We start from the raw sequence: 25,273 nt of genomic DNA on the forward strand, positions 1-25,273 counted from the left end.
GCGCTCTCCGAGCGCCTCCAGCGACCACGAGATCGAGCATGCAGGGCTATGTTGCAAACGGTGCCGCGCTCGCGCCAGGCGCCACGTTCGACGCGCGTTACGAGATTTTGGCGAAGCTCGGCGAGGGCGGCTTCGGCGTGGTGCACAAGGCCCGCCAGCTCACCACCGGGCAGCCGATCGCGCTGAAGATCCTGCGCCTCGCCGAGCAGGGAGGCGTCGCGCGCGTCACGCAGACCGACAGGCGGGTCACGCGCTTCCTGCGCGAGACGCGGCTCTGCGCCCAGCTTCACCACCCCAACATCGTCCAGCTCGTCGACGCGCGGCAGGTGGAAGATGGGACCCTCTACGCCGCGTTTTCCTTCGCGCCTGGCGACAACCTCGCCGCCCTGCTCGAGCGAGAGGGCGCGCTCGCGCCGTCCGAGGCGCGGCACCTGATGCTCCAGGTGCTCGACGCCCTCGCCTGCGCCCACGCAGCGGGCGTGGTCCACCGCGACCTCAAGCCCAGCAACATCATGGTGATCCCCACGGGCGCCCGCCGCAATGCGCTGGTGCTCGACTTCGGGATCGGCGCCACGCTCGACGACGGACGATCCACGCGCCTGACCGGCAGCCACGACGCGCTGGGCACGCCCGGTTACGGGGCGCCGGAGCAGTGGCGCGGCGCCGAGGCTTCGCCGCGCGCGGATCTGTTCTCGTGGGGCCTCGTGTTCCTCGAGTGCCTGACGGGCAAGCCGGCCTACGGCGGCACGGAGGCCGAAATCTTCTATCGGCTGCTCGGCCCCGATCCCGTCCCGATCCCCGCCGCGCTCGAGCGCCACCCCCTGGGCGACCTGCTCGCCCGCGCTCTCCGCAAGGACGAAGGCGCGCGCGATGTGACCGCCCGTGGGCTCTTCGAAGCGCTCGAAGCCTGCAGCCTGCGCGGGCTCTCGCGCGAGGTGATGCTCGGCGCCGGCGGCCCCTCGTCCGGCGGGGACACGCGGTCGCTGTCCCCGATCGCAACGGCCGCCACATTGCTCGACCGGCGGAGGGGGTCCGCTCCTCCCGCGCTCGACGGCGAGCGCCGGCAGCTGACGGCGCTCTGCTGTCACCTGAGGGCACGCGCGGCCGTCGCGCAGGCCCTCGACGTCGAGGCGCTGGACGACCCCCTGCGCGCGGCGCTCGCCCTCTGCGCGGACATCGGGCGCCGCCACGGGGGGTACGTGGCCGCGGCGTTCGGCGACGACCTGCTCGTCTACTTCGGCTACCCCAGCGCGGCGGAGGACGACGCCAGGCGCGCTGCCCGCGCGGCGCTGGCGATGGCCGGCGCCGTGCAAGCCGAGGACGCCGGGGATCCGCCCAGCGCTGCGCCCGGCGTGCAGATCGACGTGAGCGTCGGCCTCCACACCGGCCTTGTCGTCGACGGGAACCTGGGGGACCTCGACGGCGCATGCCTCGTCACCGGCGCCACCCCGCGGCTCGCCGCGCGGCTCGCCGCGCTGGCGCCGCCGGGATCCGTGGCGGTCAGCGCCGCGTCGCAAGCGTTGCTGCGCGCCTCGTTCGAGCTCGAGAGCGAAGGGGTCCGCTCCATCGAGGGGATCGCCGCGCCGGTGGAGACCTTCCGCCTCGGGCAGGAGCACGGCGCCGCGGCGAGGTGGCCGACCCCCGACGGCTCGGCGGCGCCGCTCTCCGGCCGCGATCCGGAGATCGGGCTCCTCGTGGAGCGGTGGCGCCGCGCGTGCGAGGGGGCGGGCCAGTCGAGCCTCATCACCGGCGAGCCCGGCATCGGCAAGAGCCGCCTGGCGCGCGCGCTGCGCGATCGGGTAGCGCACGAGGACCACACCTTCCTGGAGGCGCGGTGCTCGCCCGACACGCAAAATAGCCCCCTGCGCCCGGTGATCGAGCTCCTCGAGCGCGCGCTCGGGCTCGACCAGGAGCCCGACGCGGGCAGCAAGATCGCGCGGCTCGAGGGGGAGCTCGCCGGCCACGGCCTCGCGCTGGCCGAGTCCATGCCGCTCTTCGTGCCGCTCTTCTCCCTGCCCCTCGGCGCCCCCTATGCCCCGCTCGACGTCTCGGCGCAGCGGCAGAAGGCGCTGACGCTCCAGACCGTCGTGTCGCTGCTCCTCGCGATGGCCGACAGGCGGCCCGTCCTTCTGCTGGCCGAAGATTTGCACTGGGCCGACCCCACCACGATGGAGTTCCTCGCGGAGCTGGCTCGCGAGGTGCCCGCGGTCCCCATGTGCGTCCTCATGACGGCTCGCCCTGAGTTCTCACCGTCGTTCTCGACGGCCGACGTGCTGCTGCTCCCGCTGAGCCGCCTGGAGCGTCCGCAGATGGAGGAGATGCTCGCCGGGCTGGTGGGCCACAAGGCGCTGCCCCCCGCCGTGATCGAGCAGGTGGCTGGCCGCGCGGACGGGGTGCCGCTCTTCGCGGAGGAGCTGCTCCGGATGATGCTCGACGCGCTGCTCCTGGTGGAGCGGGACGATCGCTACGAGCTCACCCGGCCGCTCTCGAGCGCGGCGATCCCTGGGACGCTGCGGGCGCTGCTCACGGCGCGCCTGGATCGGCTTTCGCGCGCCAAGCAGACAGCCCAGCTCGCGGCGGCGCTGGGCCGGGAGTTCAGCCTGAAGGTGCTCTCGGCCGCGAGCCCGCTCGGCCCGGCGGCGGTGGCGGAGGATCTGGAGCGCCTGATGAGCGCGGGGCTCGTGCTGCGCAGGCGGCGGGGCAAGGAGGCGGTGGGGATGTTCAAGCACGCGCTGGTGCGGGACGCGGCGTACGAGTCGCTGTCCACCGGCGCGCGGCAGCGGATCCACGCGCGCATCGCGAAGACGCTGGAGGAGGGATTTCCGGAGGTGGTCCGGACGCGGCCGGATCTGCTCGCGCACCATCACGCGGCGGCGGAGCAGAAGCGGGAGGCAGTGGGTTACGCGCAGCGGGCCGCGGAGCAGGGGCTTCAACGCTCGACCTATGCCGAGGCCATCGCGCACGCTTCCAACGTCCTCGCATGGATCGAAGCGCTGCCAGGCGCCGAGGCGGTCGAGGCGGAGCTGGCCGCGAACGGCGTCTTGACCCAGGCCCTCATGGCGACCCGGAGCTGGGCCGATCCGCAGGTCAAGGCGACCGCCGATCGCTCGGCCAGCCTGTTGCAGCGGCTCGAGCAGGACAGCGATCACAGGGTGCCGACGCTGTGGTTTCTGTTCACCTACCATCATGTCGCGAGCAACCGCCGGGCGGCGCGCGCGGTGGCGGAGGAGCTGATCGCCGTCGCCGAGCGCAGCGGCGACCAGGGGCTCCGCGCTGCCGCCGCGGCGGTCCATGGGGTCGCGCTGCACGCGGACGGCGACCACGGGGCCGCAAGGCAATCTCTGGAGCGCGCGATCGAGCTGTACGATCCCGCCGTTCACCGGGACCACGGGGCGCGCTTCGGTCTGGACTCGCTGGTCCTGGCGAAGACGCTCGCGGCGCAGCTCCGCTGGTTCTCCGGCGACGCGGCTGCCGCCTTCGCGCTCGTGACGAGCGCCGTGGAGTGGGCGCGCGAGGTCGGCCATATCCCATCCATCGCCATCGGCTTGCTCTACGGGTGCGTGGTCTATCAGCTCGCCGGCGACAGGAGCGCGGTCGCCGCCATGACGGGCGAGCTCCTCACGTTGGCCGCCAAATACGGGCTGCCTGCGTATGAAGGGTACGCGGCGCTCCTTCACGACTGGGCGCTCGGCGACGAGCGGCGCGGTCGAGCGATCCTCGATAGCCTCGCCCGCCTCGGGTGCAAGCTCAGCCTCTCGTATTATGGCGCCCTGGCGGCGCACGGCGCGGCGGAGCGCGGCCACCTGGACGTGGCCATTGCGTGCATCGACAATTGCTTGTCCCTGTGTCGCGAGGACGACGAGCACTTCTACGAGCCCGAGCTCCATTGGCGCCGTGCCATGTACCAGTCGCGCGCGGAGCCCGCGGCCGAGGGCGTGCGGACCTCGCTGGAGCAGGCGGCTCGGATGGCGCGGCTGCAGGACATCCCTAGGATCGAGGCGCTCGCCACGATGGAGCTGCACCGGCGCTTCGGGAGCACCGAGCAGGACCGAGCCCGGCTCGAACAGCTGCTCGCGCTCCACCCTGGGCTGCGAGAGATCGAGAACGACAATCACGGGAGCTTGAATCGATGAGCACGAACAAATTGATGCAGTTTCGCACGACATACCTTCGCGCCATCGCGCAGGCGTGGAGTGAACAGTCATTTCATGACTGTCTGACGCAGGACCCCTGTAAGGCTCTCGCAGATTACTTTGGCTATCACTGGCCGTGGAAGGACGTATGCGATCTCGAGATCAAGGCCGCCCCCGACCAGTTCAAGTGGATTGGCCACGACTGGGTCTGGTCTAAGAGCCTGGCGGACACCCTGACGCTGGCTTTGCCGCTCAAGCCCCCGTCCGAGGACGCCGACTACAACGCGATGGCGCTTGCGGATTTTTACAAACAGCGCGCGTCGTTGTTCAGCGACGACTGGGGAACGAAGTACGACGAGAACGGCCCGAAAGGTCCTCGGTGGGACAGCGACAACACGGATTGGAGGCGATCGAACCTCGGGGAGACTGGCTCCGACAGCCCGCCTCCTGTCGGCGGCTTCATCCCTGATGACGCTGAGTTTCCCGCGTTCAAGGTCGCGCTGCTCGCGGCGATGGCCAAGGCCTGGAACGACGACGCCTTCAGGGAGACGCTCGAGGTCGACCCCGCGGTCGCCCTGCATGCCGTCCGAGGTTACAAGGTGCCATGGAAGATGATGATCTGCGTCAAGGAGGACACCACGTCCAAGTGGCACGCGCCTAGCGGCCCCAGCTCGCCGCGTGGCGAGGAGCGACCTGCTCTCGCGCGGCCGAAGCCGAAGCAGTCGTACTGGGAGTTCGACGAGAAGCACAAGCTCACGCTCTATTTGCCCACCAAACCGAGCGATCCGAAGAGCGAGCCGCTCGCTCTCGCCATATACAACGCCACGGGAGCAGAATATCCGTTCACCTGCTGCACGTGATGGATGGAGCCGGGACTGGTCATGGCCCCTCTCGAGCTGAGCCAGGTGCTCGCGTTCAAGCCCACCCTGCGGGTCGAGCGCATGGAGGACGACGCGCTCTTTCTGATCGGTGAGCGGGAGCGTTTCGTCCTCTCCGGCGCACGGACGATCGAGGTGGCCGCGCTCGTCGACGGCCGGCGCAGCGTGCACGACATTCTGTGCGCGGCGCGCGGCCGGGTCTCCGAGCCAGAGGCCCTGTATACGCTGAGCCAGCTCGTGGCGCGCGGCTACCTGGTCTGCGCGGCCTCCGAGCTGCCCCCCGAGAACGCCGCGTTCTGGCGCGGGGTAGGCATTGACGACAAGGCCGCCGCCGAGGCCCTGCGCCGCACCCCCGTGTCGGTCCACTTCCTCGGCGAAGCCGCTCTCTCCAGGTGGATGATCGAGGCGCTCGAGCAGGCGGGCGTGCGGTTCGACAGCGAGGCTCCCGTGCGAGTCGTCGTGAGCGACGACTACCTGCGGCCCGAGCTCTCCTCGATCAACCGCCGCGCGCTGCATGAGGGGACGCCCTGGCTCCTGATCAAGCCCACCGGCGTACAGCCGCTCCTCGGGCCTTTCTTCGAGCCGGGCGCGGGCCCCTGCTGGGATTGCCTCTCGTTCTGGGTGCGCCGGAACCGCCCGGTCGAGGAGCTGGTGCGCCGTCACCGGAAGCTCGAGGGCCACATCTCTCCCCCCAGGGCGGCCACCGAAGCGAGCGTACGTACCGCCTGCGGGCTTGGCGCCCAGATCATCGCCCGCGCGCTCGCCAGGGAGAAGACCAGCTCCACCCCTGCGTTCGGCTCCCGGGTGCTCGCCCTCGACCTGACCACCTTCCAGACCAGCGCGCATGCGGTCGTCCGGAGGCCGCAGTGCGCGACGTGCGGAGATCCAGGGCGGATGGCGGCCGTCGGCGAGCGCCCGATCGACCTGCAGCCGGTCGAGAAGGCGAGCTACGAGGACGGCGGATATCGCCGGCAGACCCCGCGGCAGACCTACGAGCGCTATCAGCACCTCATCAGCCCGATAACCGGCGCCGTGACCCATGTCGTGCCGATGCCAGGACGGGACACCGAGCTCCGCGCCGTGTACGCGTCCGGTTACCTGGTTTGCCCTCAGGACGGCGTGCCGCGCACCAACGTCTTCGACAAGGGCTGCGCGGGCAAGGGACGCAGCGCGGACCAAGCCAGGGTGAGCGCGCTCTGCGAGGCCCTGGAGCGCTACAGCGGCGTGTACCAGGGGGACGAGGCGCGCGTCCGCGGCAGCAAGGACGAGCTCGGCGCGGCGGCGCTGGCCGTCGGCGATCTGTTGAACTTCAGCGAGGCTCAGTACCGCGCGCGCGATCGTCTCCATGTCGACGCGCATGGAGCGGATCGGCCCAAGTCGGTGCGCGAGCCGTTCGATGCCGGCGTCCGGATCGACTGGACTCCGGCCTGGTCGCTGAGCAGGCGCGAGCGGCGCTATGTCCCGCTGGCCTACTGCTACGCCGAGGCCCCGGCCGAGAGCGGCACCGCGTTCTGCGGCCCCTGCGGCAACGGGGTGGCGGCCGGGACCTGCCTCGAAGAGGCCGTATTGCAAGCCCTGCTCGAGCTCGTGGAGCGCGACGCCGCCGCCATCTGGTGGTACAACCGCCTCCGTCGCCCGGCCATTGACCTCGACAGCTTCGCGAACCCGTACTTCGCGGCCCTCCAGGCCGACTACGCTCGTCTCGGCTGGGCCGTCTGGGCGCTCGACCTGACCCATGACCTCGGCATCCCCGCCTGCGTCGCGCTCGCCCACGAGGTCCGGGCGGATCGGTTCGCCATCGGGTTCGGCTGCCACCTCGACCCGCACCTCGCCGTGCAGCGAGCGCTCACCGAGCTCAACCAGCTCTTCGATCCCGAAGGCGCACGCCGGGCGCCGTGGGACCTCGAGCGGCTGCCTGACCGCGCGTATCTTTTCCCCCACCCCGACCTCCCGCGGGTCACGGCGGAGAGCTTGCCCCGGATCTGCGGCCCCGATCTGCGCGCTGACATCCAGGAGTGCATGAGGCGCCTCGACAAGGCGGGCCTGGAGCTCATCGTGGTGGACAAGACCCGCCCGGATATCGGCTTGCACGTGGTCCAGGTGATCGTCCCGGGCTTGCGCCATTTCTGGCCGCGATTCGGCCCGGGGAGGCTCTATCAGGTGCCGTGCGCGCTGGGGTGGCTCGAACGCCCGCTCGCCGAGAGCGAGCTCAACCCGGTCCCTCTGTTCGTCTAGCCGCCGAGGAGCTGAGGATGCGAGATGGATTTCGGATCATCGATGTGGACCGTCACGTCCTCGAGCCCGTCGCCATGTGGCCGGAGCACCTGCCGGCGCGGATGAGGGAAGTTGCGCCTCGGTTCGAGCCCTTCGGTCCCCCCGAGACGCTGGCCGAGCGGCTGAATCGCCTGGGCGAGCACACGCTCCTGCCCACGCCGCTCACCCTCTGTGTGGCCGGCGAGCCCGTCATGCGCGTCCCCGAGGCGGCGTACATCGAGGCCGGGCTCATCGCCGAGCGTCGTCGCGAGCTCCTTGCCGCCGCGGCGACGCCTTCGGGGCACCTCGCCGAGATGGACGCGACCGGCATCGACGTCGCCGTCATGCTCCCCACGGTTGCGTCCTACCTGGTCAACGACGACTCCATCGACGCGGAGCGCTCGCGCGCTTACGCCCGCGCCTACAATCGATGGCTGGGCGGTTTCTGCTCGAGCGCGCCTGCCAGGCTCCTGGGACCGGCGCTCATCTCACGCCACGATCCGGAGTCCCTTGTGGGCGACCTCGAGCAGGCGGTCCATGACGGCGCGCGCTCGGTGGTCCTCCGGCCCAACCCGGTGCAGGGCCGCACGCTGAGCGCTCCTGCCTATGCGCGATTCTGGGCCGCGTGCGAGCACCACGCGGTCGCCGTCCTCCTCCACGAGGGCACGCACGCGCGCCTCCCCACGGCGGGAGCCGATCGCTTCCAGACCCACTTTGGCCGGCACGCCTGCTCTCATCCGATGGAGGCGATGATGGCGCTGCTCTCGCTGATCGAGGGCGGCGTGCTCGAGGCCCACCCGACGCTGCGGGTGGGCCTGCTCGAGGCGGGGTGCGGCTTTCTGCCTTACTGGCTCTGGCGGCTCGACCACGTCGAGTACGCGCAGATGCGCGGCGAGGTGCGCGGCCGGGTGCGCCGGCCGCCCTCGGAGTACTTCCAGCGGCAGTGCTGGATCGCGCTCGAGCCCAGCGAGGTGATGCTCGATCGGGTGGTGAAGGAGATCGGCGCGACGCGGATGGTGTTCGGGACCGATTTCCCCCACCTCGATCACGGGCCCGGGATGGTCGACGAGATGATGGCGCTGCGGGGCGCGCTCGGGGACGAGTCGCTGCGGGCGATCCTCTGGGACAGCCCCTCTGCGCTGATGGGGATGTAGGTACACGCCCGCTGCAGCGCCGAGCGCGGGTCGCGTCCACCCGGATTCTGACGGGCCCGTGGCCGGCGAGCGATATCCGCGTTCAGCGGAGCAGCCGGGCCTGCGTCCGGGGGACGCGCCGTGTCCTGCCGAGACGCGAGCGCCCAATGCCCGAGGGCTCAATCCTCGTCCGCTGGGCCTGCGTCTAGAGGGGACGCGCCGTGTCCTGCCGAGACGCAGGCCCTCGAGCGATATTCCCGCTGCTCCGAGCGAGCGCTGGCGCTTTCCTGCGCGCTGCGCGGTCGACGCTGTCCAGGAGCCCGGTGGCACGAGCTTTGCGAACCTGGGTATTGCGCTCCAACGACGGCACGAATCAGGGGCGCGAACAAGCCCACCAGCACACATTCGAGAGAAAATAAACAATGGAAAAGAAGCCCAACGTGTTTACGTCGGACGCCAACGTCGACTTCTCCCCTCTCTCTGTCCGGATACCGCTCCCGGATCTGTCATACAATGACGCGAAGCAGGTCAACGGCGGGGTGAAGTGCACCGCGCTGAACACCAAGATCCTTGCGAACAAAATCACTTTGACCGCGAGCGTCTCGGGGAATATCGCGAAAGATTTTCAGGTCCTCTTCGCGGGCAACGAGTACGACGAGTTCAAGCCCTCGATCACGCTGCCCTACCCCGATCTGACGCGTGACGCGGGCGAGCAAGCCTTGAACTTCTATATCAACATCAACGGCATCCCTGGTGCCAGCGGAACCCCGAAGGATGGTCAGTACACAATCCATGTCCAAGCCACGCCCTTCGACGTGGTGACGACCGTCACGAATCAGGGCGGTGAAAAGGACACCGCGCCTGGACTTGTCCGCAGGTAGCCTCGGCCGACACGGCGCGCGCCGCGCCCCTTCGGCCCACTCCGGAGGGGCGCGACTGCGCTGTCCTTGCGCGCTCATCAACGGAAGCGGTGAACGTCGAGGTAGCTGCGATCCCGCGGTCGGCCCCTCGGGTCACTGCGTCGACGAGCTCCGCCTTCGCCTCGGGGAAGGCCAGCTCGATATCGTGGTTGCCCATGCACCAGCGCAGGTGCTTGCCCGACTTGCTGAAGCGGTCGAACGCGTCGAAGACCTCGCGGTTGTGGGCGACGATCGCCTGCGGTTTCTGCTTCGCCGTGGCGCCCGTGAAGTCGAGGTAGGGGAGGCTGGGCGCGTCGAGCTCCCTCAGGGCGAGCAGCCTCGCAACGGATGTTGATCATGAGCCGAGCTCGCTGGACGGAGAGCTCTCCGTCTCAGCGTTTCTTCTTCACATCCTTCACGTGACTCAAGCTGGGCGGTTTGCCGCGCAGGCAGCTCCAGACAGCGAGCACCCCGATGAAGCGCGTCTCCGGTTCAACCGCGTAATATACGTAGTACTGCGTTCGCGACAGCAAGACGCGCCGCACTCCATCGTTCGTCTTGGGGCCGTAGGGGGCTCCCATCTCCGGCGTACGCCGGAGCAGGCGGAGCGCGGAGGCGAGTTCATCGGCGAACAGCGACGGTGCCGCGGGACGGTTCTCGCGCCACCATGCATCCACCGCGCGCGCCTGCTCGGCCGATCTCCCCAGGAATCGGACCTTCACCCGCGCGCCTGCAGCTCGGCGAGCAGCACGTCGGCATCGATGCCTGCCCCCGTTCGCAGCTCGGCGAGCCCCTCCTCGAGGGCCGCGTGCAACTCTGCGCGCTCCTTGTCGTCGAGCTCGTCGCCTGGATCAGCGATGACGAGATCGAGCACCATGCCCTCCGGCAGATCCGTGGGCTCGTCCACGACGATGCGACCGTTCTGAACGCGGGCCTTGAGCGCTTGCACCTTGCGAAGCGTAGCGCCGTCGTAGCCTCGTTGCACCATGGAGCAGCGGCATCCCACCGCCATGGTGTGCCATGGAGCAGCGGCATCCTTCACGTCGCAGGTGCCCGCGCGCGGGGCGCGCCTCTCCCGGGGATGTCCGTGCGGGCAGTGCGCGGGCGGCCTCGAACACCCCGACGTCCGGGCGAGCTGCCTGAGCGTCCGCTTCGTGCCCGCTCGGACTACAGGCAGCGCAGGACGTTGTCGCGAACGAGCTGCCAGATGGGCTCGGGGATGCCGCCCAGCCAGCGCGCGTCTCGCTCGACCGGCGCCTCGGCGTCGTCGAGCGGGTCGTCGTGGCTGTAGACGAGCCGCCACAGCCGCTCGCTCACCGAGCCGTTCCGATCGATCACGAAGCGGTGGACGAGCTTCTTCGCGAGCTCCTCGCCCTCGACGTCGAGCAGCAGCACCGGCGGCTCGACCTTCACCTCGCGCAGCGGCTTGAGCCGGACATAGGCCCCCTTCACGAGATCGACCTCGTCCGGCGGCTCGAACCCCGCCGCGCGGAAGTCGCACGGCGCCTTTGTGTTGCCGATGAGGTAATACGCCCCCTGGGTCTCGGCGAGGATCGCGCCGCCCAGCCTCCCTACGCGTGCCATCTAGACCTCCTCCGCGGTGACGCTCTCGTCCGAGAGCACGAGCGAGCGCCCCGGCGTCTGGCCGGGGAGCGCGGCTCCATCCCATGTGTACTTGTTGGTATACCCGCGCGGGGTGACCATGTACCCCTCGAACATGAAGGTGTTTGTCGACCCGACGAGCACCGTGGTCAGCATCCCGATCTCGTACTCGAGGAAATGGTCGAGATCGGTGAGCACCGCGCTCTCCAGCTTGCGATAGGCGCTCTTCACAAGCGCGACCGGCGTCGTGCCCGCGCGGTGCTGGCGGATGATCTCCTGGGCCCGCACGATCTGGCGCGTGCGCCGCCCGCTCGCCGGATTGTAAAGTCCGATGACGAAATCGGCCGCGGCGGCGGCCTCGAGCCGCCGCTCGATCACGGGCCACGGGGTCAAGAGGTCGGACAGGGAGATGGCGCAGAAGTCATGCCCGAGCGGCGCGCCGACGAGCGACGCACACGCGTTGAGCGCCGTCATGCCGGGGACGATGCGGAGCTCCGGCGACTCGCCCCGCTTCCAGCCGATCTCCTCGAGCACCTGGAAGACGAGCCCGGCCATGCCGTAAACGCCCGCGTCGCCCGACGAGATGATCGCCACGCGCGCCCCGTCCCGCGCCCGCTCCACCGCGGCGCGCGCCCGGCCGATCTCCTCGGTCATGCCCGTCTTGATCACCTCCTTGCCCTCGATCAGGTGCTTCACCAGCCGGATGTACGTCGTGTACCCGACGATGAGATCCGAGGCGGCGATCGCCTCGAGGGCGGCGCGGGACGCGTGCTCCTCTGCGCCAGGGCCGATGCCGACGATCGACAGGACTCCTTTGCTTTCACCCATGGCTCTCCTCCCCATTGCGCACGTCGCGCTTCGCGAACGGGACGCGCGCCACGGCGAGCGTCATGGACCGCCCCACGCCCTCCTCTGTGTACGCCCGCTTCGGGACGAGCAGCCTCGCGGCCCCGGCCGCCCGCAGCGCGGCCGGCTCGGCGACGCCCCGCGCGCCGACGTGCTTCTTCACGGTCTCCGACGGGTTCTCGATGCCCTCGGTCGCGTCGAGCTCCTCGGGCGTGAACGTGACGAGCGGCCACCCCCGCCGCGCCGACAGCGCGAGCAGCGCCTCCTCGTCGGCCTTCTTGTCGATCGTCGCCAGCGCCTTCACCGACTTCGCCGACAGCCCGTGCTCCTCGAGCAGCCGGTCGACCCCGCGCTCCACCATGTCGAGCGGGGCGCCGCGATCGCAGCCGATGCCGAGGACCAGGCTCTTCGGCCGGTAGACGACGGCGCGCTCGACGATCCCGGGGTGCGAGCGCCCGAGATCGCGATCGCTCGCGACGAGCAGGATCTCCCACGCGCCGGGGTCCACGCCGTCGAGCGACGTCGCGTAGCGCACGCCCGGCGGCAGCGGCGTCGCCTCGGGCCAGAACGAGGGCTCGCCGGTCTCCTGGACGAACAGCACGGGCGCGGCGTTCACGACGGCGGCGCAACCGCGCGTCACGTTGCGGTCGGGATCGTCAAGGGTCCACCCGAGCTCCCGGCCGAGGATGTCGACCGTCAGCGTGCCGAGCGCGTCGGAGGCCGTCGTCACCACCGGCTGCGCGCCGAGCAGCCCGGCGACCTTCTCGGTGAACGCGTTGCCCCGCCCGACGTGCCCGGAGAGCACGCAGATCGAGAAGCGCGCCGCGTCGTCGACGCAGACGACCGCGGGATCGACCTTCTTGTTCTTGAGCAGCGGCGCGATCATGCGCACGACCGCCCCGACGCTGATCACGAAGACGTGGCAGTCGTAGGCCGTGAACGCCTCGGTCAGGAGCGGCCCCATCGGCAGCGGCAGCGGCTTCGCGCCCTCCGGCGCCCCGTCGAACAGCTTCTGCGACACGTAGAGATCCGCGCCCGGCAGCCCCTCGATGAGCTTGCGCGCGATGGCGATCCCGTGCCGTGTGATGGCGTAGATGGCGTACGGCTTGCGCTCGGCGATCATGGCGCCTCCGGTTCGGTAACAGCCTTGTCGAAGCCGCCCGGCGGCGAGGCCGGGGCCTCCCCGACGAGCAGCCCGCTCCGCTCCCCGCGCGTGACGACGACCATGGCGAAGCAGTCGCCCCGCTCGCCCTGCGCGGCCCGGAGGTCGCGGACGATCCGCTGCTCGGGCATCGTCGCCTTGGACACGAACACGGCCCGATCGAGGAGGCCGGCGCGCGTGAGCGCCTCGGTCACCTTCGGCATCTCCGAGCCGATCTTCATCAGGACCACGGTGTCGAAGCGCCGGAGGACGTCTGTGAGGTCGTCGACGCCGTACGTGGCGGGAAGGATGGCGATCCGCTCCTGCCCGTCGGCGAGCGCGAGCCCGCTCACGGCAGGGACCGCCGTGACCGAGGTGACGCCGGGGACGACCTCGACCTCGAGCCCGGGGAACCGGCGGAGCGCCTCGCGGCGGACATAGACAAAGGTGCTGAAGAGCGACGGATCCCCCTCGGTGGCGAACGCGACGGTGAGGCCGCGCGAGAGCCGCTCGCCGATCGTCTCGACGGCCGCGTCGACGTAGGGGCGGACGCGATCCGGGTCCTTGCTCATGGGGAAGGTGAGGAGCAGCCGCTCCTTGTCCCGCTGCTTGCCGACGACGGGCTCGAGGATCCGGTAGGCCATCGAGGCGCCGAAGTCCGAGCTGCGGGGGAGCGCGAGCACGTCCGCCTCCTGCAGCACGCGCACGGCGCGCAGCGTGAGCAGGTCCGGCGCGCCGGGGCCGACGCCCACGCCATAGAGCTTGCCGAGGCCGCTCATGACGCCTCCGGGGTGGACCGCGTGGACCGCGGCGCGCCGGCGGGCGTGGGCTGCTTCGGCTCCGTGCCCTCCGTTGCCTCGGTTGCTTCCGCCGCCTCCTTCGCCGGCTTCGTCGCGGCGAAGATGTGGATCGGGTTCAGCGCCTCGTACCGCACGTAGCGCGCGAGCGGGACGCCGCGCGAGACCGAGAGCAGCGTGACCTCGGGGTCGAGCCCCCGCGCACGGAGCGCGCGGTACGTCTCGGCCACGTTCTCCATCGTGATGGCGTTGACGACGAGCCGACCGCCCGGCCGCAGCCGATCGAGCGCCACCGTGACGATCTCCTCCATGCTCCCCTTGCTCCCTCCGACGAACACCGCGTCCGGGTCCTCGAGCGCCGCGAGCGCCTCGGGCGCGCGGCCCGCGACGACGCGCACGTTGTCGACCCCGTGCGTGCGGACGTTGTCGCGGCAGATCTCCACGCCCTCCGGGTCGACCTCGATCGCATAGACCCGCCCGAGGGGGCAGAGCATCGCCGCCTCGATCGAGACCGACCCCGAGCCGGCGCCGACGTCCCAGACGACCGCGTCGGGGCGGATCGCCATCGAGGCGATCGAGAGCAGGCGCACCTCGCGCTTCGTGATGAGCCCGTTCTTCGGCATGCGCTTCGCGAACGCGTCCTCGTGCAGGTAGGGGACGGCCGGCGGCGGGCGCCACGCGGGATCGCTCCGCAGGAGCAGGAGCACGTTCAGCGGGCCGATGTCGTCGCAGGACGCGAGGGCGGCGAGGTCGAACGCGCGCACGCGCTCGCCCGCGCCCGCGAGGCTCTCGCAGACCCACGCCCGCCAGCCCGCGTCGCCGTGCTCGAGGAGCCGCGCCGCGAGGCGGGCGGGGCTGTTCTCCGCGTCGGTCAGCACCGCGACCTTCGAGAGCCGGCGGAGGCGCGTCGCGAACCCCTCGGGGGAGCGCCCGTGGACCGAGACGAACGCGGCGTCGTCCCAGGCGATCCCGGTGCGCGCGAACGCCCACTGCACCGAGCTCAGGCTCGGGATGATCTCGACGTGCTCGCCGCCGAGCTTCCGGACGACGAGGGCGCCGACGCCGAAGAACAGCGGGTCGCCCGAGGCGAGGATGCACACATTCTGCTCGGCGGACAGGGCGTCCACGCGGTCGAGCGCCGCGGACAGGCCGCCCTTGAGGGCGATCTTCTCGCCGCGGAACTGCGGGAAGAACTCGAGGTGCCGCTCGCCCCCGACGAGCACCTCGGCGCGGGCGACCGCGGACGCGGCGCGGCTCGACAGGCTGGCGCACCCGTCGTCGCCGATGCCGACGACGGTGACGGCGCGGCGCGCGCTCATCGCGCCCCCTGCGCCGCCCCGGCGGAGCCCGCGGATCCTGTCGGTTCCGCCGGTTCCGCCGACAGGAGCAGCAGCGCGTGGACGATCGCGACGGCGATGGGGCTGCCGCCCTTGCGGCCGCGCGCCACGATGGAGGGGAGCCCGGACTCGATCAGGGCCTCCTTGGACTCCGCCGCCGACACGAAGCCGACCGGCACGCCGATCACGAGCGCCGGCCGCGCGCCCTCCTCCCGCGCGAGGCGCACGACCTCGAGCAGCGCCGTCGGCGCGTTGCCGATCGCGACGATCGCGCCGTCGAGGAGCCCGAGCCGGTGCGCCTTGCGCATCGACTCGATCGCGCGGGTCGAGCCGGCCGCGGAGGCGGCCTGGATGACGTCGTCGTCCGAGATGAAGCAGTGGATCGCGCAGCCGTAGGACGCGAGCCGCTGCTCGTTCAGGCCGACGCCGATCATCTTCACGTCGACGAGGACGGGCGCGCCGCCGCGGAGCGCCGCGATGCCGCGCGCGATCGCCTCGGGGTGGAGCCGCATCAGCGACGAGAACTCGAAGTCCGCGGTCGCGTGGATGACGCGGCGGACGACCTGCCACTCGGCGTCCGGGAACCCGTGGTCGCCGACCTCCTCGTCGATGATCGCGAAGCTCTTGTCCTCGATGCGCCGCCCGAGCGCGGTCATCTGCCGCATGTCGTTCACCGCGCGCGCCTCATCACCGCTCATCGCTCCTCCGCTCTCTCCGCACCGGTTGCACCGGCTACACCGGCGGCGCCGGCCGGGTATCGGCCGAGCAGCGCCCCGTTGAAATCGACGAGGCAGGCGTGCACCTCGAGGGCGCCGCCCGCGTGACGCGAGGTGTGCTCGACGACGCGCCGGCAGATCCCCCCGGGCACGCCGGTGAGCCCCTCGCGCTGGCACAGCTCGAGCACGTGCCGCGCGGTGTTCGCCTGCCGGATCTCGGCCGCGATCTCCGGGCGCGCGCCGAGCTCCTCGGCGATCTGCGCCAGCAGCTCCATGCTCACCTCCGAGCCGGCGGCGTGCGTCATCATCTTGCCGTCGGCCATCTTCGAGAGCTTTCCGATCATGCCGACGATGATCGCGCGGGCGATCCGCCGCCGCGCGGCGTGGCGGACGCCGGTGCCGATGAAGTCGCCCACCTGGATGAACGCGTCCTCCGGGAGCTCCGGGTAGAGCTTCATCGCGTACGCCTCGGACTTGCCGCCGGTCGTCAGCGCGAGCGTCGCGATGCCGCGCTCGGCGGCGACGTCGATCGCCTGCACGACGCTCGCGCGGAAGGCGGCGGTCGAGTACGGCTTCACGATCCCGCTCGTCCCGAGGATGGAGATGCCGCCGATGAGGCCGAGCCGCGCGTTGATTGTCTGCTTCGCCATCTCCTCGCCCTGCGGGACGCTGATCGTGACCGTGGCCCCGGCGAAGCCCGAGCCCTCGAGCTCCTCGAGGACCATCTCGGTGATGTTCCGGCGCGGCACGGGGTTCACGGCCGGCGCGCCGACGGGCAGCCCGAGCCCCGGCTTTGTGACGACGGCGACCCCGTCGCCGCCGCGGATCTCGACGCCCGGCTCGCGGCGGAGCTCGACCTCGGCGACGAGCTCGGCGCCGTGGGTGCAGTCGGGATCGTCGCCGGCGTCCTTGACGACGCTGCACGTGGCGCGCGGCCCGTCGCGATCGCAGCGCTTCAGCGGGAAGGTCACCTTCTGCCCGTTCGGCAGGGTGGTCTCGACGGCGTCGACCGCCGCGCCGCGCGCGAGCACGCGCGCCGCCGCCTTGGCCGCGGCGGCCGCGCACGCGCCCGTCGTGAACCCCTCGCGCTGCCCTTTCGGGTCTCTCGGCCGGACCTCTGCCATCGCGGGATCCTGAACGATTACAAGGACTTCTTCAGGGGATTGTTGAAGAAGCTCTCCAGGAGCACGCTGCCCTCCGGCGCGCCGAGCGACGCGAGCCGGTCGCGGAGCGGGTAGATGACGGCGCCGTCGCCCGCGCAGAGCGCGGCGTCGTAGGGGCCGGCCGCGAGCTGCCCGTCCACGAGGGCGCACGCGCGCGCGGGCCGCTCGGGGTGGCCGACCGGGGGGAGGTCGCGGGCGACGGCGAGGCGGACGGCGGCGGGGAGGCGCTCTCGGACGAACGGCTCGGAGGCGAAGGTCTCGCCGGGCTCGACGAGCCAGAGCAGATCGAGCTGCGCCGCGCCGGCGGCGGCCGCGCTCCGCGCGATGCCGAGCGCGGCGGTGATGCCGGTGTCGGTGGCGATCACGAGCGCGCGGCCGGAGAAGCCCGGCGGGAGCCGCAGCTTGCCCCAGGGGCCGCTCCACTCGAGCTCGGCGCCGACGGCGATGTCGTTGAGCACGTTCGACCCCGGCCCGGCGCCGACGCGCTTCACCGCGATCTCGACGGCGCGCTGCTCGGCGTCGCTGGAGAGCAGCGAATAGGCGCGCTTCGCGAGCTTGCCGCCGGGCAGGGTGACGCCGGTGTTGATGATCAGGTACTGCCCGCCGGCGAAGCCGAGCTCCGCGCCGTCGACGCGCTCGAGGCGGAGCAGCCGGGCGGCGTCGCCGAGCGGCTCCGCGTGGGCGATCCTGATCTTCGGGTTGGCCTGGGCCATCGGTCTGCTCCGCTCACTCGGCCGGGTAGATCTCGTGCACGAAGTCGTGCATCTCCTCGAGCTCCCGGTAGAGCCGGCCGAGCCCGTCGACCTGGGCGCGCAGGTCGAGCTCGACCTGCTTCGTGAGGATGAGGAGCGAGCGCAGATAAGGAAGCTTCGGATCGCCCGCGGGCGTCTTGGCGACCTTCTCCTGGAGCCCCGCGAGCGACCCCTCGAAGAGGCGCGAGAGGTTCTTCAGGTCACCGGCGCGCAGCATCGCCGAGACCGGTCCTGGCTCGGCGGCTGCAGCGCCGAGCTCGGCGAGCTCGTGCGTGCGCTCGGCGGGATCATCGATGCCCAGGATGTTCATGAGCCCAAGGCGGAGCGCGGCGATCTCGTGACAGGCCATATCGATTCCCTTCTATCGGGCCCTCGTACCAGCTAGGGGAGAGGGCGGAAAGACGAAGGCGGGGAGAAGTGACGCGCGCGCCACCGCGTGAGAGCGGGCGAGGCGCGCCCGATCCCCGCGGCGCACGTCGTCGAGGGGCGACCCGTTCGGCCTCGCGGTCACGGTCCTCAGGCCCCCTGCACAGCGCGGCCCTGGCGCAGCGACGTCCGGACAGCGCTGGTCGACGAGCGCCCTGGCCATGCCAGGTGGGCCCCCCGCGCCGTGCCGCCGGAGGGCGCGGCGTTCGGGCTCAGAGCGCGTCGGTGCGCTCGAGGAGCACGCCTGAGGCGCCGATGGCGATCACGGCGAGCGGGATAGCGATCCCCAGCGCGACCGGGCCGAGCCAGGCCGAGGTGGCGTCGCTCCAGAGCAGCGACGCGAGCACCGTCGCCTCCTTGAGCCCCTCGTGCGCCTCGAACGCGTCGGGCCGGTAGATGAACGCTGCGGTGGGCATCAGCGGCGCGATCCACGCGCCCGACGCGACGAGGAGCGCGTGGAAGCCGTCTCGCATCCGCACCAGGAGCGGCAGGAGCGCCGAGAGCAGCGCGACGGAGAGCGCGACGAGGAAGAGGCCGGCGCCGAGCGCGCCCGCCGCGCTGATCATGTCGCTCGCGCCGATGTACGGCGCGACGGCGAGCGCGGTGGAGGCTGCGACCACCACGCCCGCCCCGGCCCCGGCGAGCAGCGAGGGCGCCGTGCGCGCGGCGAGGAAGACGCGGGCGCGGATCGGCTTGGCGAGCAGGAGCTCGAGGCGATGCTCCTCTCGCGCCGTGACCGTCGCGTCGACGAGGCCCGTCAGGGCGACGAAGTACGCGACGAAATAGGCGGCGAGGAGATCGTTGACGAGGAGCACGGCGGCCATCCCCTCGATCGCGAAGGCCTGCTCGAGGAAGCGGATGACCTGCGCCGGCAGCCGCACGATCAGCGCGTGGCTGCCGAGCACCACGAGCACGCCGACGACCGCCGCGACGAGCGACGTGCGGCGCGGGGCGTGGCGCGCCTCGAGCGCGAAGTAGCCGCGGAGCGAGCCCGCGGCGGGGGCGGTCGTCGAGGTCATGCTTCCATCCTCCGGACGCCCGCGGCGCCCACCGCGATGGTGAGGGCGGTGAGGGCGGTGAGCGCGAGCATCGGGGGGCCGAGCACGGCGGGGCCGAGGTGGTCGAGGCTCCCGAGGCCGAGGGCGCCGAGGGTGATCGGGTTCGCGAGGGTGAGGCTCCGCCAGGCGGGCTGGTAGAAGCCGATGAGCGAGAGGCCCACGAGGCCCCCGAGCGTGGCGAACCCGATCAGCGCCGAGGCGCCGCGGTGCCTCACCCACGCGGCGATCGCGGCGCAGAGCGCGGTCGCGAAGAGCGCCGCGAAGGCGTGGAGCGACATCGCGCCGAGGAAGGGGCCGGGGCGGAAGCCGGGGACGCGCGCCGTGAAGTAGGCGGCGCCGGCGAGCTGGGTCGCGACGTGCAGGGTCACCATCACCGCGCACGCGCTGAGCGCGCGGAGCACGAAATAACGAGGGATCGAGACGGGCTTGCTGGCGAGGAGCGGCAGCACGCCGGTGTCGCGCTCGCGGAGCACGACGCCGCTGGCGAGCACCACGGGGATGAACGCGATCACCTTGTTCATCGTCAGGTCGATCCACACGTACATGAAGACCTGGAACGGCGCGGCGTCGCCGAACCACGCGGCGATCGCGGCGCGCACGTGATCGGGCGGTCGCGCGAGCACGACGGGGATGGCGACCAGGGCGTAGACGAGCATCGCGACGCAGAGCCAGGTCTTCCGCTCGCGGAGCGTCGTGAGGTAGTCGAGCCAGAGGAGGCGGATCACGCGGCCTCCCTGCGCACGAGCGCGAGGTAGAGATCGTCCATGGTGCGCGCCCCGTGCGCGTCCTTGAGGCGCTCGACCTCGTCGCAGGCGACGAGGCGCGAGCGGTGCATCACCGCGACGCGCCGGCAGAGGGCCTCGACGTCGGAGAGGATGTGCGACGAGAACACGATGGTGACGCCGCGCTCGCGCGCGAGCGCGCGGAGCACCTCGAGGAGCTCGTGGCGGCCGAGGGGATCGAGGCCCGAGGTCGGCTCGTCGAGCAGGAGCACCGCGGGCTCGTTGATCAGCGCCTGGGCGATGCCGACCTTCTGGGCCATGCCGGTGGAGAAGCCGCGCAGGGGGCGGTCCGCCTCGCGCTCGAGCCCGAAGCGGCGCAGGAGGGCGTCGGCGCGCGCGGCCGCGACGTCGCGGGGCAGCGCGAACATCGCGGCGATGTAGTGGAGGAAGCCGCGCGCAGTCATGTCGGGGGGCAGCGAGTACGACGCGGGCAGGTAACCCGCGTTCCGCCGGACCTCGAGCGTCTCGTGGACGACGTCGCGCCCGAGCACGCGCGCGGTGCCCGCGGTCGGCCGGGTCAGGCCGAGGAGCATACGCAGCGTCGTGGTCTTGCCGGCGCCGTTGTGCCCCATGAAGCCGAAGATCTCGCCGGCCTCGACGCTGAAGCTCACGCCGTCGACGGCCGTGACCTTCGCGAAGCGCTTGCCGAGCGCGTTCACCTCGATCGCCTGGTTCATCGCTTGCTCCTCGCGCGCGACGCGGTCGCGCGCTGCTCCGTGGGAATCGTCGTCGCGGGGGTCGTCTCCGTGGAGGTCGCCGCGGGCCGCGCGGCCAGGCCGGCGCGAAAGATGTCGGCGATCGCGTCGAGCGTGCGCTCGCCGGCGAAGGCGCTGAACGACGTGATCAGCCCGAGGTGCTGGGGCGCGAAGCGCAGCACGCCGAGGACGAAGGGGATCGCGTCGCGATCGACGTCGGGCCGGATCTCGCCGCGCGCGATGCCCTCGTCGACCCAGCCGTTGATCTGGGCGATCTGCGCCTCCGCGGCGGCGGCGCTCGCGGCGTCGTCGAGCAGGCGGAGCGCGCGGAGGTCGGGATCCTCGCGGAGGAGCTTGCCGAAGAGCGGCTCTGCCGCCTGCTGGCGGTAGGCGAAGCGGAGGGTCGCGACGAGGCGATCGAGCGGGGATTGCAGGCCGAGCACCTCGGCGGCGAAGCGCGCGCGGATCGTGGCGAACGCTCGCTCTACCACCTCGCGCAGGAGGGACTCCTTGTCGGCGAACTCGAGGTAGAGGGCGCCCTTTGCGCAGCCGGCCTCGGCGGCCACGGCGTCGAGGTTGGTGCCCTTGAAGCCGCGCTCGACGAAGTGGCGCCTGGCGGCGTCGAGGATCCTGGTGCGCCGCGCAGGGTCGCGGGGCCTGTCGGGGCGGCGAACGGGCACAGAACTTATATGACTCATTTGGACAAATGAGTCAACTCGGGCAGCCCTGGCGCGGGACGTGGGCGGGGACCACGAGGGCCGAGGGGGGCGCGGGCTGCCATGGAGACTCCGCGCGTCGGCGATTCACGCTCGATGGCGGCGCCGGGCGCCGCGCCTCATTGCATGATGTCGTCGACGAGCCGGGCCACAAGCCGGTCGCCGAGCAGGTGCTCTTCGACGAGGTCCTTCGCGTCCTCCTCGCGGACGCCGCGGTACCACACCCCGTCGGGGTAGACGGCGACCGTCGGCCCCTCGCCGCAGCGCCCCATGCACGACGTCCTCGTCACGCGGATCTGCTGCTGCTGGCCGGCCTGCTTCACGAGGCGGCGCACCGACTCGAGCAGCGCCAGGCTGCCGCGGTCCACGCAGTCGGCGTTGCCGCAGACGAGCACGTGCTTGCGCAGCGATCGGTGGGCGTGCGGGTGGTTCGACGCCTGCGTGTGCGTCAGCGTGTGGCGCACGCTGTAGAGCATCGCCTTGAGCCCGCCGACCTCCCGCGCGAGCCCCGGCAGGGCGGTGCGGTACATGCACGTGTCGCAGGGGAGGGGCGCCTCGCCCGCGAACGCCTGGCGCGCGCGCTCGTCGATCAGCTCCAAGAGCGCGCTCGACCGGCCGAGGTGCGGCGCGAGCGACGCCCGGATCCACGGGTACGTCGACGAGAAGCGATCGACCTGCTCGGCGAGCTTCGTCATGAGCCGCCCGGCGAAGAGGAAGTAGGGGACGACCACGACCCGCTCGGGCCGGTGCCGAGCGACCCGCTCCAGCGTCTCCTCGACCGAGGGCCGGGTGATGCCGATGAACGTCGGCTCGACGAGCTGGAGCCCGCGGCCCTCGCCGATGAGGCGCGCCGTCTTGCAGAAGTCGCCGTTCGCGTCGGGATCGCTCGCCCCGCGCCCCACCACGACGAGCGCCGACCGGGCCCGCGCCGCCGGGTCGTCCGGCAGCGCGGTCGCGGCGCGCTGGAACGCGAGCTCGGCGAGCGCCGGGTGCACGCCGAGGGGCCGCGCCGCCGAGAAGCGCACGCCCGGGTGCGCGGCCCGCGCCCGCTCGAGCGCGAGCGGGATGTCGTTCTTCACGTGCCCCGCCGCGAACAGGAAGAGCGGCACGACCGCCACCCGGGACACGCGCGCCGCGAGCGCGGCGAGCGCGTCGGCGAGGTGCGGCGTCGCGAGCTCGATGTAGCCGTGCTGCACGGCGACCCCGGGCCGCGCCGCGGCGTAGTCGGCCACGAGCGCCTCGAACTCGGCGTTCGACGCGGCGTCGCGGCTGCCGTGGCCGATCAGCAGCAGACCGTCGTCATGCACGCGAGCGCCTCCTCCAGGGTGAGCGGGAGGCCCGCGCCGCCCCGCGGCGGCGCATGGCTCATCCGGGTCCAGAGCTCCGCGACCCACGGCCGCCGCACCCGCGCCCGCGCGAGGAGCTCCCCCTCTGCGAACACCTCCCGCGGCGGCCCGTCCGCGAGGACCCGACCGTCGCCGAGCAGGACCGCGCGCGTGGCGAAGAGCGGCACGAGATCCACCGCGTGCGTCGCGGTGACAAGCGTCGTCCCCTGCTGCTCGGAGAGGGCGCGCAGCGTCTCGCACAGGGCGAGCTCGCCCTCCGGGTCGAGCCCCGCGGTCGGCTCGTCGAGCAGCAGCACCCGCGGCCGCATCGCCAGCATCCCGGCGATGCACGCGCGCTTGCGCTCGCCGAAGCTCAGCGCCTCGATGGCCCGATCGGCCAGGTGCGCGATCTGCACGGCGGCGAGCGCCGCCTCGGCGCGGCGCCGCGCCTCGGGCGCGGGCAGGCCGAGGTTCCTCGGGCCGAACAGGACGTCGTCGAGGAGCGTCGCGCCGAGCAGCTGGTCGTCCGGGTCCTGGAGCACGAGCGCGGCGCCCGCGGCCACCGCGTCCGACGGCGAGCCCACGCGGCGGCCCGCGATCTCGACGCCGCCGCCGGGCGCCGGGAGGAGCCCGACGAGCGTCCGGAGCAGCGCTGTCTTGCCGGCGCCGTTTCCGCCGAGCACCGCCACGGACTCGCCCTCGGCGACGTCGAGGCGCACGTCGCGCAGCACGGGCTCGCCGCCGCGGTAGCCGAGCAGGGGGGCGCGCAGCGCGATCGCGATCATACCGCCCGTCCCGCGGCGACGCTGAGGCCGAGGCCCGCGAGGGCGGCGGCGGCGAACGCCAGGTTCGCGGCGGGCGCGCTCGTCCTCCGGTCGGCGACGGGCAGCTTCCCCTTGTAGCCGCGGAGCTGCATCGCGATGGCGGCGCCCTCGGAGCGCTCCAGCGTCCGGAGCGCCACGACGCCCGCGACGGCGCCGGCCGAGCGCGCGGCGGCGCCGGGCCGGGCGAACCCGCCGCGGAGCGCGGCGGCGCACCACGCGCTGTCGACGGCGCGCTGGAGCACGCCGGCGAAGCGCCGCGTCAGCGCGAGCAGCTCGACGAGGGCCGCGGGGACGCCGAGCCCGGCGAGCGCCGCGTCGATCTCGGCCGGCGCCGCGGCGCCGGCGAGCCACCGGAGCACCGCGGCCGCCGCGAGGACGCGCGCGCCGAGGGCCACGGCGCGGTGGGCCCCCTCGGACGTGATCGCGCCGACCGGGAACGGCGCGCCGGGGAAGAGCGGCGCCCCCGGCGTGAGCGCCAGCGCGAGCGCCGCCGCGACCGCTCCGATCCACGCGGCGGGCGCGGCGGCGCGGACGACGGCGCGCGCCGGCGTGCCCTGGAGGCGGAGGGCCGCGCACGCGAGGACGAGCAGCGCGGCCGGCGTGACGGGCGAGCGCGCGCCCGCGGCGACGCAGCACGCCGCCACGGCGGCCCCGAGCCGGAGGCGGGCGTCCACGTCGCGGAGCCGCGCGGGGGGATCAGTCCGCACGGAGGCCTTCGCCGCCGGCCTTGCCCGCGGGCGCGCCGGCGCGCTCGACGAAGAGCACGCGCGAGAAATAGCCGAGGGTGAACCCGGCGATGAGCCCCGCCCAGAGGAACGCGAAGAGCAGGAGGTCGCCCTCCAGGCCCGCGAACAGCGGCCCCGTGTCGTGGCGCCCCGCGTCCTCGGCGACGCGGCGGACCACGGCCTCGTCGACGCCGTCCCAGGACGCGTTGCGGCAGGCGGTGAGCCAGAGGGAAGCGGCGAGGGGGAGCGCGGCGGCGAGCCAGAGCGCCCCCTCGCGCGCGCGCCGCGCGAGCAGCGCTGACATCGGGCGCTGTCCGGGCCGCCGCATCACGACGCCTCCGCGGCGAGCGGGACGACCTGGAGCCGGTCCAGGATGTCGGGCCGCCGTGAGCGCAGGAAGGCGAGCGCCCCCGCGGTCATGACGCCCTCGAGCAGGCCGAGCGGCAGCTGGGTGGGGACGAAGGCGAGGGCGACGCCCGTGAACATGGACGTCACCGACCCCTCGCCCGAGAGCCCCAGCGCGAGCGCGAGCGCCGTTGTGGCGTACGTGGCCCAGTCCGACGTCACGCCCGCCAGGAACCCTGCGACCCAGAGGTTCGCGCCGCAGCGACGCGCGAGGTGGAAGACGAAGTATCCGCTGAATGCGCCCGCGATGCCCATCGACGCGACGTCGGCGCCGAGCGTGGTGAGGCCGCCGTGCGCGAGGAAGAGGGCCTGGATAAGGAGCGCCACCAAGGTGACGAGGACGGTCATCCAGGGGCCGATGAGCACCGCCGCGAGCCCGGTGCCGCACGGGTGGGAGCAGGTCCCCGCGGTCGGCACCGGCACGGGCATGCACGAGATCGCGAAGACGGCGGCGGCGACGAGGCCGACGAACGGCTTATAGAAGGCGTCCCGCTGGGTGCGGCGCCGGAGCAGGTGGAGGGCGATCGCCACGAAGGGCAGGGCGAGCGCGTTCCAGACCGCGCACCAGCCGAGCGGCAGGACGCCTTCCGCGAGGTGCATCGCGGCCGCGGGCCGGGGCGCAAGGAGCGTCCCCAAGGACACGGCGGCGATCGACACAATGCGGCCG

23 protein-coding genes and 1 pseudogene are annotated in these 25,273 nt (G+C 72.3%); 5 read left to right on the forward strand and 19 right to left on the reverse strand.

The window, feature by feature from the left end; genetic code table 11:
* The first annotated feature begins 38 nt into the window (after positions 1 to 38).
* The 5 genes from WME90_RS01115 (at position 39) to WME90_RS01135 (ending at position 9,278) form a co-directional block, all read left to right on the forward strand.
* Positions 39 to 4,133, forward strand: coding sequence for a TOMM system kinase/cyclase fusion protein (locus tag WME90_RS01115; RefSeq protein WP_437279186.1), 4,095 nt, complete (start codon positions 39 to 41; stop codon positions 4,131 to 4,133).
* Positions 4,130 to 4,993, forward strand: coding sequence for a BMA_0021/BMA_0022 family TOMM bacteriocin (locus tag WME90_RS01120; RefSeq protein ID WP_437279187.1), 864 nt, complete (start codon positions 4,130 to 4,132; stop codon positions 4,991 to 4,993). The genes WME90_RS01115 and WME90_RS01120 overlap by 4 nt, the downstream gene beginning before the upstream one ends.
* A gap of 21 nt (positions 4,994 to 5,014) precedes the next feature.
* Positions 5,015 to 7,246: a TOMM precursor leader peptide-binding protein gene (locus tag WME90_RS01125; protein ID WP_437279188.1), complete on the forward strand. Its 2,232-nt coding sequence runs from the start codon at positions 5,015 to 5,017 to the stop codon at positions 7,244 to 7,246.
* 17 nt (positions 7,247 to 7,263) lie between these two features.
* Positions 7,264 to 8,418: an amidohydrolase family protein gene (locus WME90_RS01130; RefSeq protein WP_437279189.1), complete on the forward strand. Its 1,155-nt coding sequence runs from the start codon at positions 7,264 to 7,266 to the stop codon at positions 8,416 to 8,418.
* Between the two features lie 401 nt (positions 8,419 to 8,819).
* Positions 8,820 to 9,278: a hypothetical protein gene (locus WME90_RS01135; protein WP_437279190.1), complete on the forward strand. Its 459-nt coding sequence runs from the start codon at positions 8,820 to 8,822 to the stop codon at positions 9,276 to 9,278.
* A gap of 410 nt (positions 9,279 to 9,688) precedes the next feature.
* On the opposite strand, the gene WME90_RS01140 is transcribed toward WME90_RS01135, so the two are convergent.
* The 19 genes and pseudogenes from WME90_RS01140 to WME90_RS01230 all read right to left on the reverse strand — a co-directional run bounded on the left by WME90_RS01140 (position 9,689) and on the right by WME90_RS01230 (position 25,242).
* Complete coding sequence (locus tag WME90_RS01140) at positions 9,689 to 10,018, reverse strand: type II toxin-antitoxin system RelE/ParE family toxin (RefSeq protein ID WP_437279191.1); 330 nt, start codon at positions 10,016 to 10,018, stop codon at positions 9,689 to 9,691.
* On the reverse strand, positions 10,015 to 10,284 hold the full coding sequence (locus WME90_RS01145) for a hypothetical protein (protein WP_437279192.1): 270 nt from the start codon (positions 10,282 to 10,284) through the stop codon (positions 10,015 to 10,017). Before WME90_RS01145 ends, WME90_RS01140 begins: the two co-directional genes overlap by 4 nt.
* Positions 10,285 to 10,463: 179 nt before the next feature.
* Positions 10,464 to 11,726 (reverse strand): annotated as a pseudogene (gene cobJ, locus WME90_RS01150) (precorrin-3B C(17)-methyltransferase).
* The gene (locus tag WME90_RS01155) at positions 11,719 to 12,867 is read right to left on the reverse strand and encodes a cobalt-precorrin 5A hydrolase (RefSeq protein ID WP_437279193.1); all 1,149 of its coding nucleotides are present in this window, start codon (positions 12,865 to 12,867) and stop codon (positions 11,719 to 11,721) included. Before WME90_RS01155 ends, cobJ begins: the two are co-directional and overlap by 8 nt.
* Complete coding sequence (gene cobI / locus WME90_RS01160; RefSeq protein WP_437279194.1) at positions 12,864 to 13,664, reverse strand: precorrin-2 C(20)-methyltransferase; 801 nt, start codon at positions 13,662 to 13,664, stop codon at positions 12,864 to 12,866. Before cobI ends, WME90_RS01155 begins: the two co-directional genes overlap by 4 nt.
* Positions 13,661 to 15,001: a precorrin-6y C5,15-methyltransferase (decarboxylating) subunit CbiE gene (gene cbiE, locus WME90_RS01165; RefSeq protein WP_437279195.1), complete on the reverse strand. Its 1,341-nt coding sequence runs from the start codon at positions 14,999 to 15,001 to the stop codon at positions 13,661 to 13,663. Before cbiE ends, cobI begins: the two co-directional genes overlap by 4 nt.
* The gene (locus WME90_RS01170) at positions 14,998 to 15,717 is read right to left on the reverse strand and encodes a precorrin-8X methylmutase (protein ID WP_437279196.1); all 720 of its coding nucleotides are present in this window, start codon (positions 15,715 to 15,717) and stop codon (positions 14,998 to 15,000) included. The genes cbiE and WME90_RS01170 overlap by 4 nt, the downstream gene beginning before the upstream one ends.
* A complete protein-coding gene (locus tag WME90_RS01175) occupies positions 15,714 to 16,859 on the reverse strand; it encodes a cobalt-precorrin-5B (C(1))-methyltransferase (RefSeq protein WP_437279197.1) in 1,146 nt (381 codons plus the stop codon). Before WME90_RS01175 ends, WME90_RS01170 begins: the two co-directional genes overlap by 4 nt.
* 17 nt (positions 16,860 to 16,876) lie before the next feature.
* Positions 16,877 to 17,611, reverse strand: a complete 735-nt coding sequence (locus WME90_RS01180; RefSeq protein WP_437279198.1) for an FAD-dependent oxidoreductase — start codon at positions 17,609 to 17,611, stop codon at positions 16,877 to 16,879.
* A gap of 13 nt (positions 17,612 to 17,624) precedes the next feature.
* Complete coding sequence (locus WME90_RS01185) at positions 17,625 to 17,999, reverse strand: DUF3209 family protein (protein WP_437279199.1); 375 nt, start codon at positions 17,997 to 17,999, stop codon at positions 17,625 to 17,627.
* Between the two features lie 289 nt (positions 18,000 to 18,288).
* Positions 18,289 to 19,095: a hypothetical protein gene (locus WME90_RS01190; RefSeq protein ID WP_437279200.1), complete on the reverse strand. Its 807-nt coding sequence runs from the start codon at positions 19,093 to 19,095 to the stop codon at positions 18,289 to 18,291.
* Positions 19,092 to 19,859 carry a hypothetical protein gene (locus WME90_RS01195; RefSeq protein WP_437279201.1) on the reverse strand — a complete coding sequence of 256 codons (768 nt, stop codon included), beginning with the start codon at positions 19,857 to 19,859 and terminating at the stop codon, positions 19,092 to 19,094. The genes WME90_RS01190 and WME90_RS01195 overlap by 4 nt, the downstream gene beginning before the upstream one ends.
* A complete protein-coding gene (locus WME90_RS01200) occupies positions 19,856 to 20,593 on the reverse strand; it encodes an ABC transporter ATP-binding protein (protein ID WP_437279202.1) in 738 nt (245 codons plus the stop codon). The genes WME90_RS01195 and WME90_RS01200 overlap by 4 nt, the downstream gene beginning before the upstream one ends.
* Positions 20,590 to 21,291, reverse strand: a complete 702-nt coding sequence (locus WME90_RS01205; RefSeq protein WP_437279203.1) for a TetR family transcriptional regulator — start codon at positions 21,289 to 21,291, stop codon at positions 20,590 to 20,592. Before WME90_RS01205 ends, WME90_RS01200 begins: the two co-directional genes overlap by 4 nt.
* A gap of 155 nt (positions 21,292 to 21,446) precedes the next feature.
* Positions 21,447 to 22,634: a CbiX/SirB N-terminal domain-containing protein gene (locus WME90_RS01210; protein WP_437279204.1), complete on the reverse strand. Its 1,188-nt coding sequence runs from the start codon at positions 22,632 to 22,634 to the stop codon at positions 21,447 to 21,449.
* Positions 22,610 to 23,437, reverse strand: a complete 828-nt coding sequence (locus WME90_RS01215; protein WP_437279205.1) for an energy-coupling factor ABC transporter ATP-binding protein — start codon at positions 23,435 to 23,437, stop codon at positions 22,610 to 22,612. The genes WME90_RS01210 and WME90_RS01215 overlap by 25 nt, the downstream gene beginning before the upstream one ends.
* Positions 23,434 to 24,183 (reverse strand): CbiQ family ECF transporter T component, encoded by a 750-nt coding sequence (locus tag WME90_RS01220; protein WP_437279206.1) that lies wholly within the window; start codon positions 24,181 to 24,183, stop codon positions 23,434 to 23,436. Before WME90_RS01220 ends, WME90_RS01215 begins: the two co-directional genes overlap by 4 nt.
* Positions 24,173 to 24,505 (reverse strand): hypothetical protein, encoded by a 333-nt coding sequence (locus WME90_RS01225; protein WP_437279207.1) that lies wholly within the window; start codon positions 24,503 to 24,505, stop codon positions 24,173 to 24,175. The genes WME90_RS01220 and WME90_RS01225 overlap by 11 nt, the downstream gene beginning before the upstream one ends.
* A gap of 23 nt (positions 24,506 to 24,528) precedes the next feature.
* Positions 24,529 to 25,242 (reverse strand): energy-coupling factor ABC transporter permease, encoded by a 714-nt coding sequence (locus WME90_RS01230; protein ID WP_437283762.1) that lies wholly within the window; start codon positions 25,240 to 25,242, stop codon positions 24,529 to 24,531.
* Positions 25,243 to 25,273: the final 31 nt, after the last annotated feature.

Origin of the sequence: Sorangium sp. So ce375, assembly GCF_051473855.1 — a bacterium.
Taxonomy (GTDB): domain Bacteria; phylum Myxococcota_A; class Polyangia; order Polyangiales; family Polyangiaceae; genus Sorangium.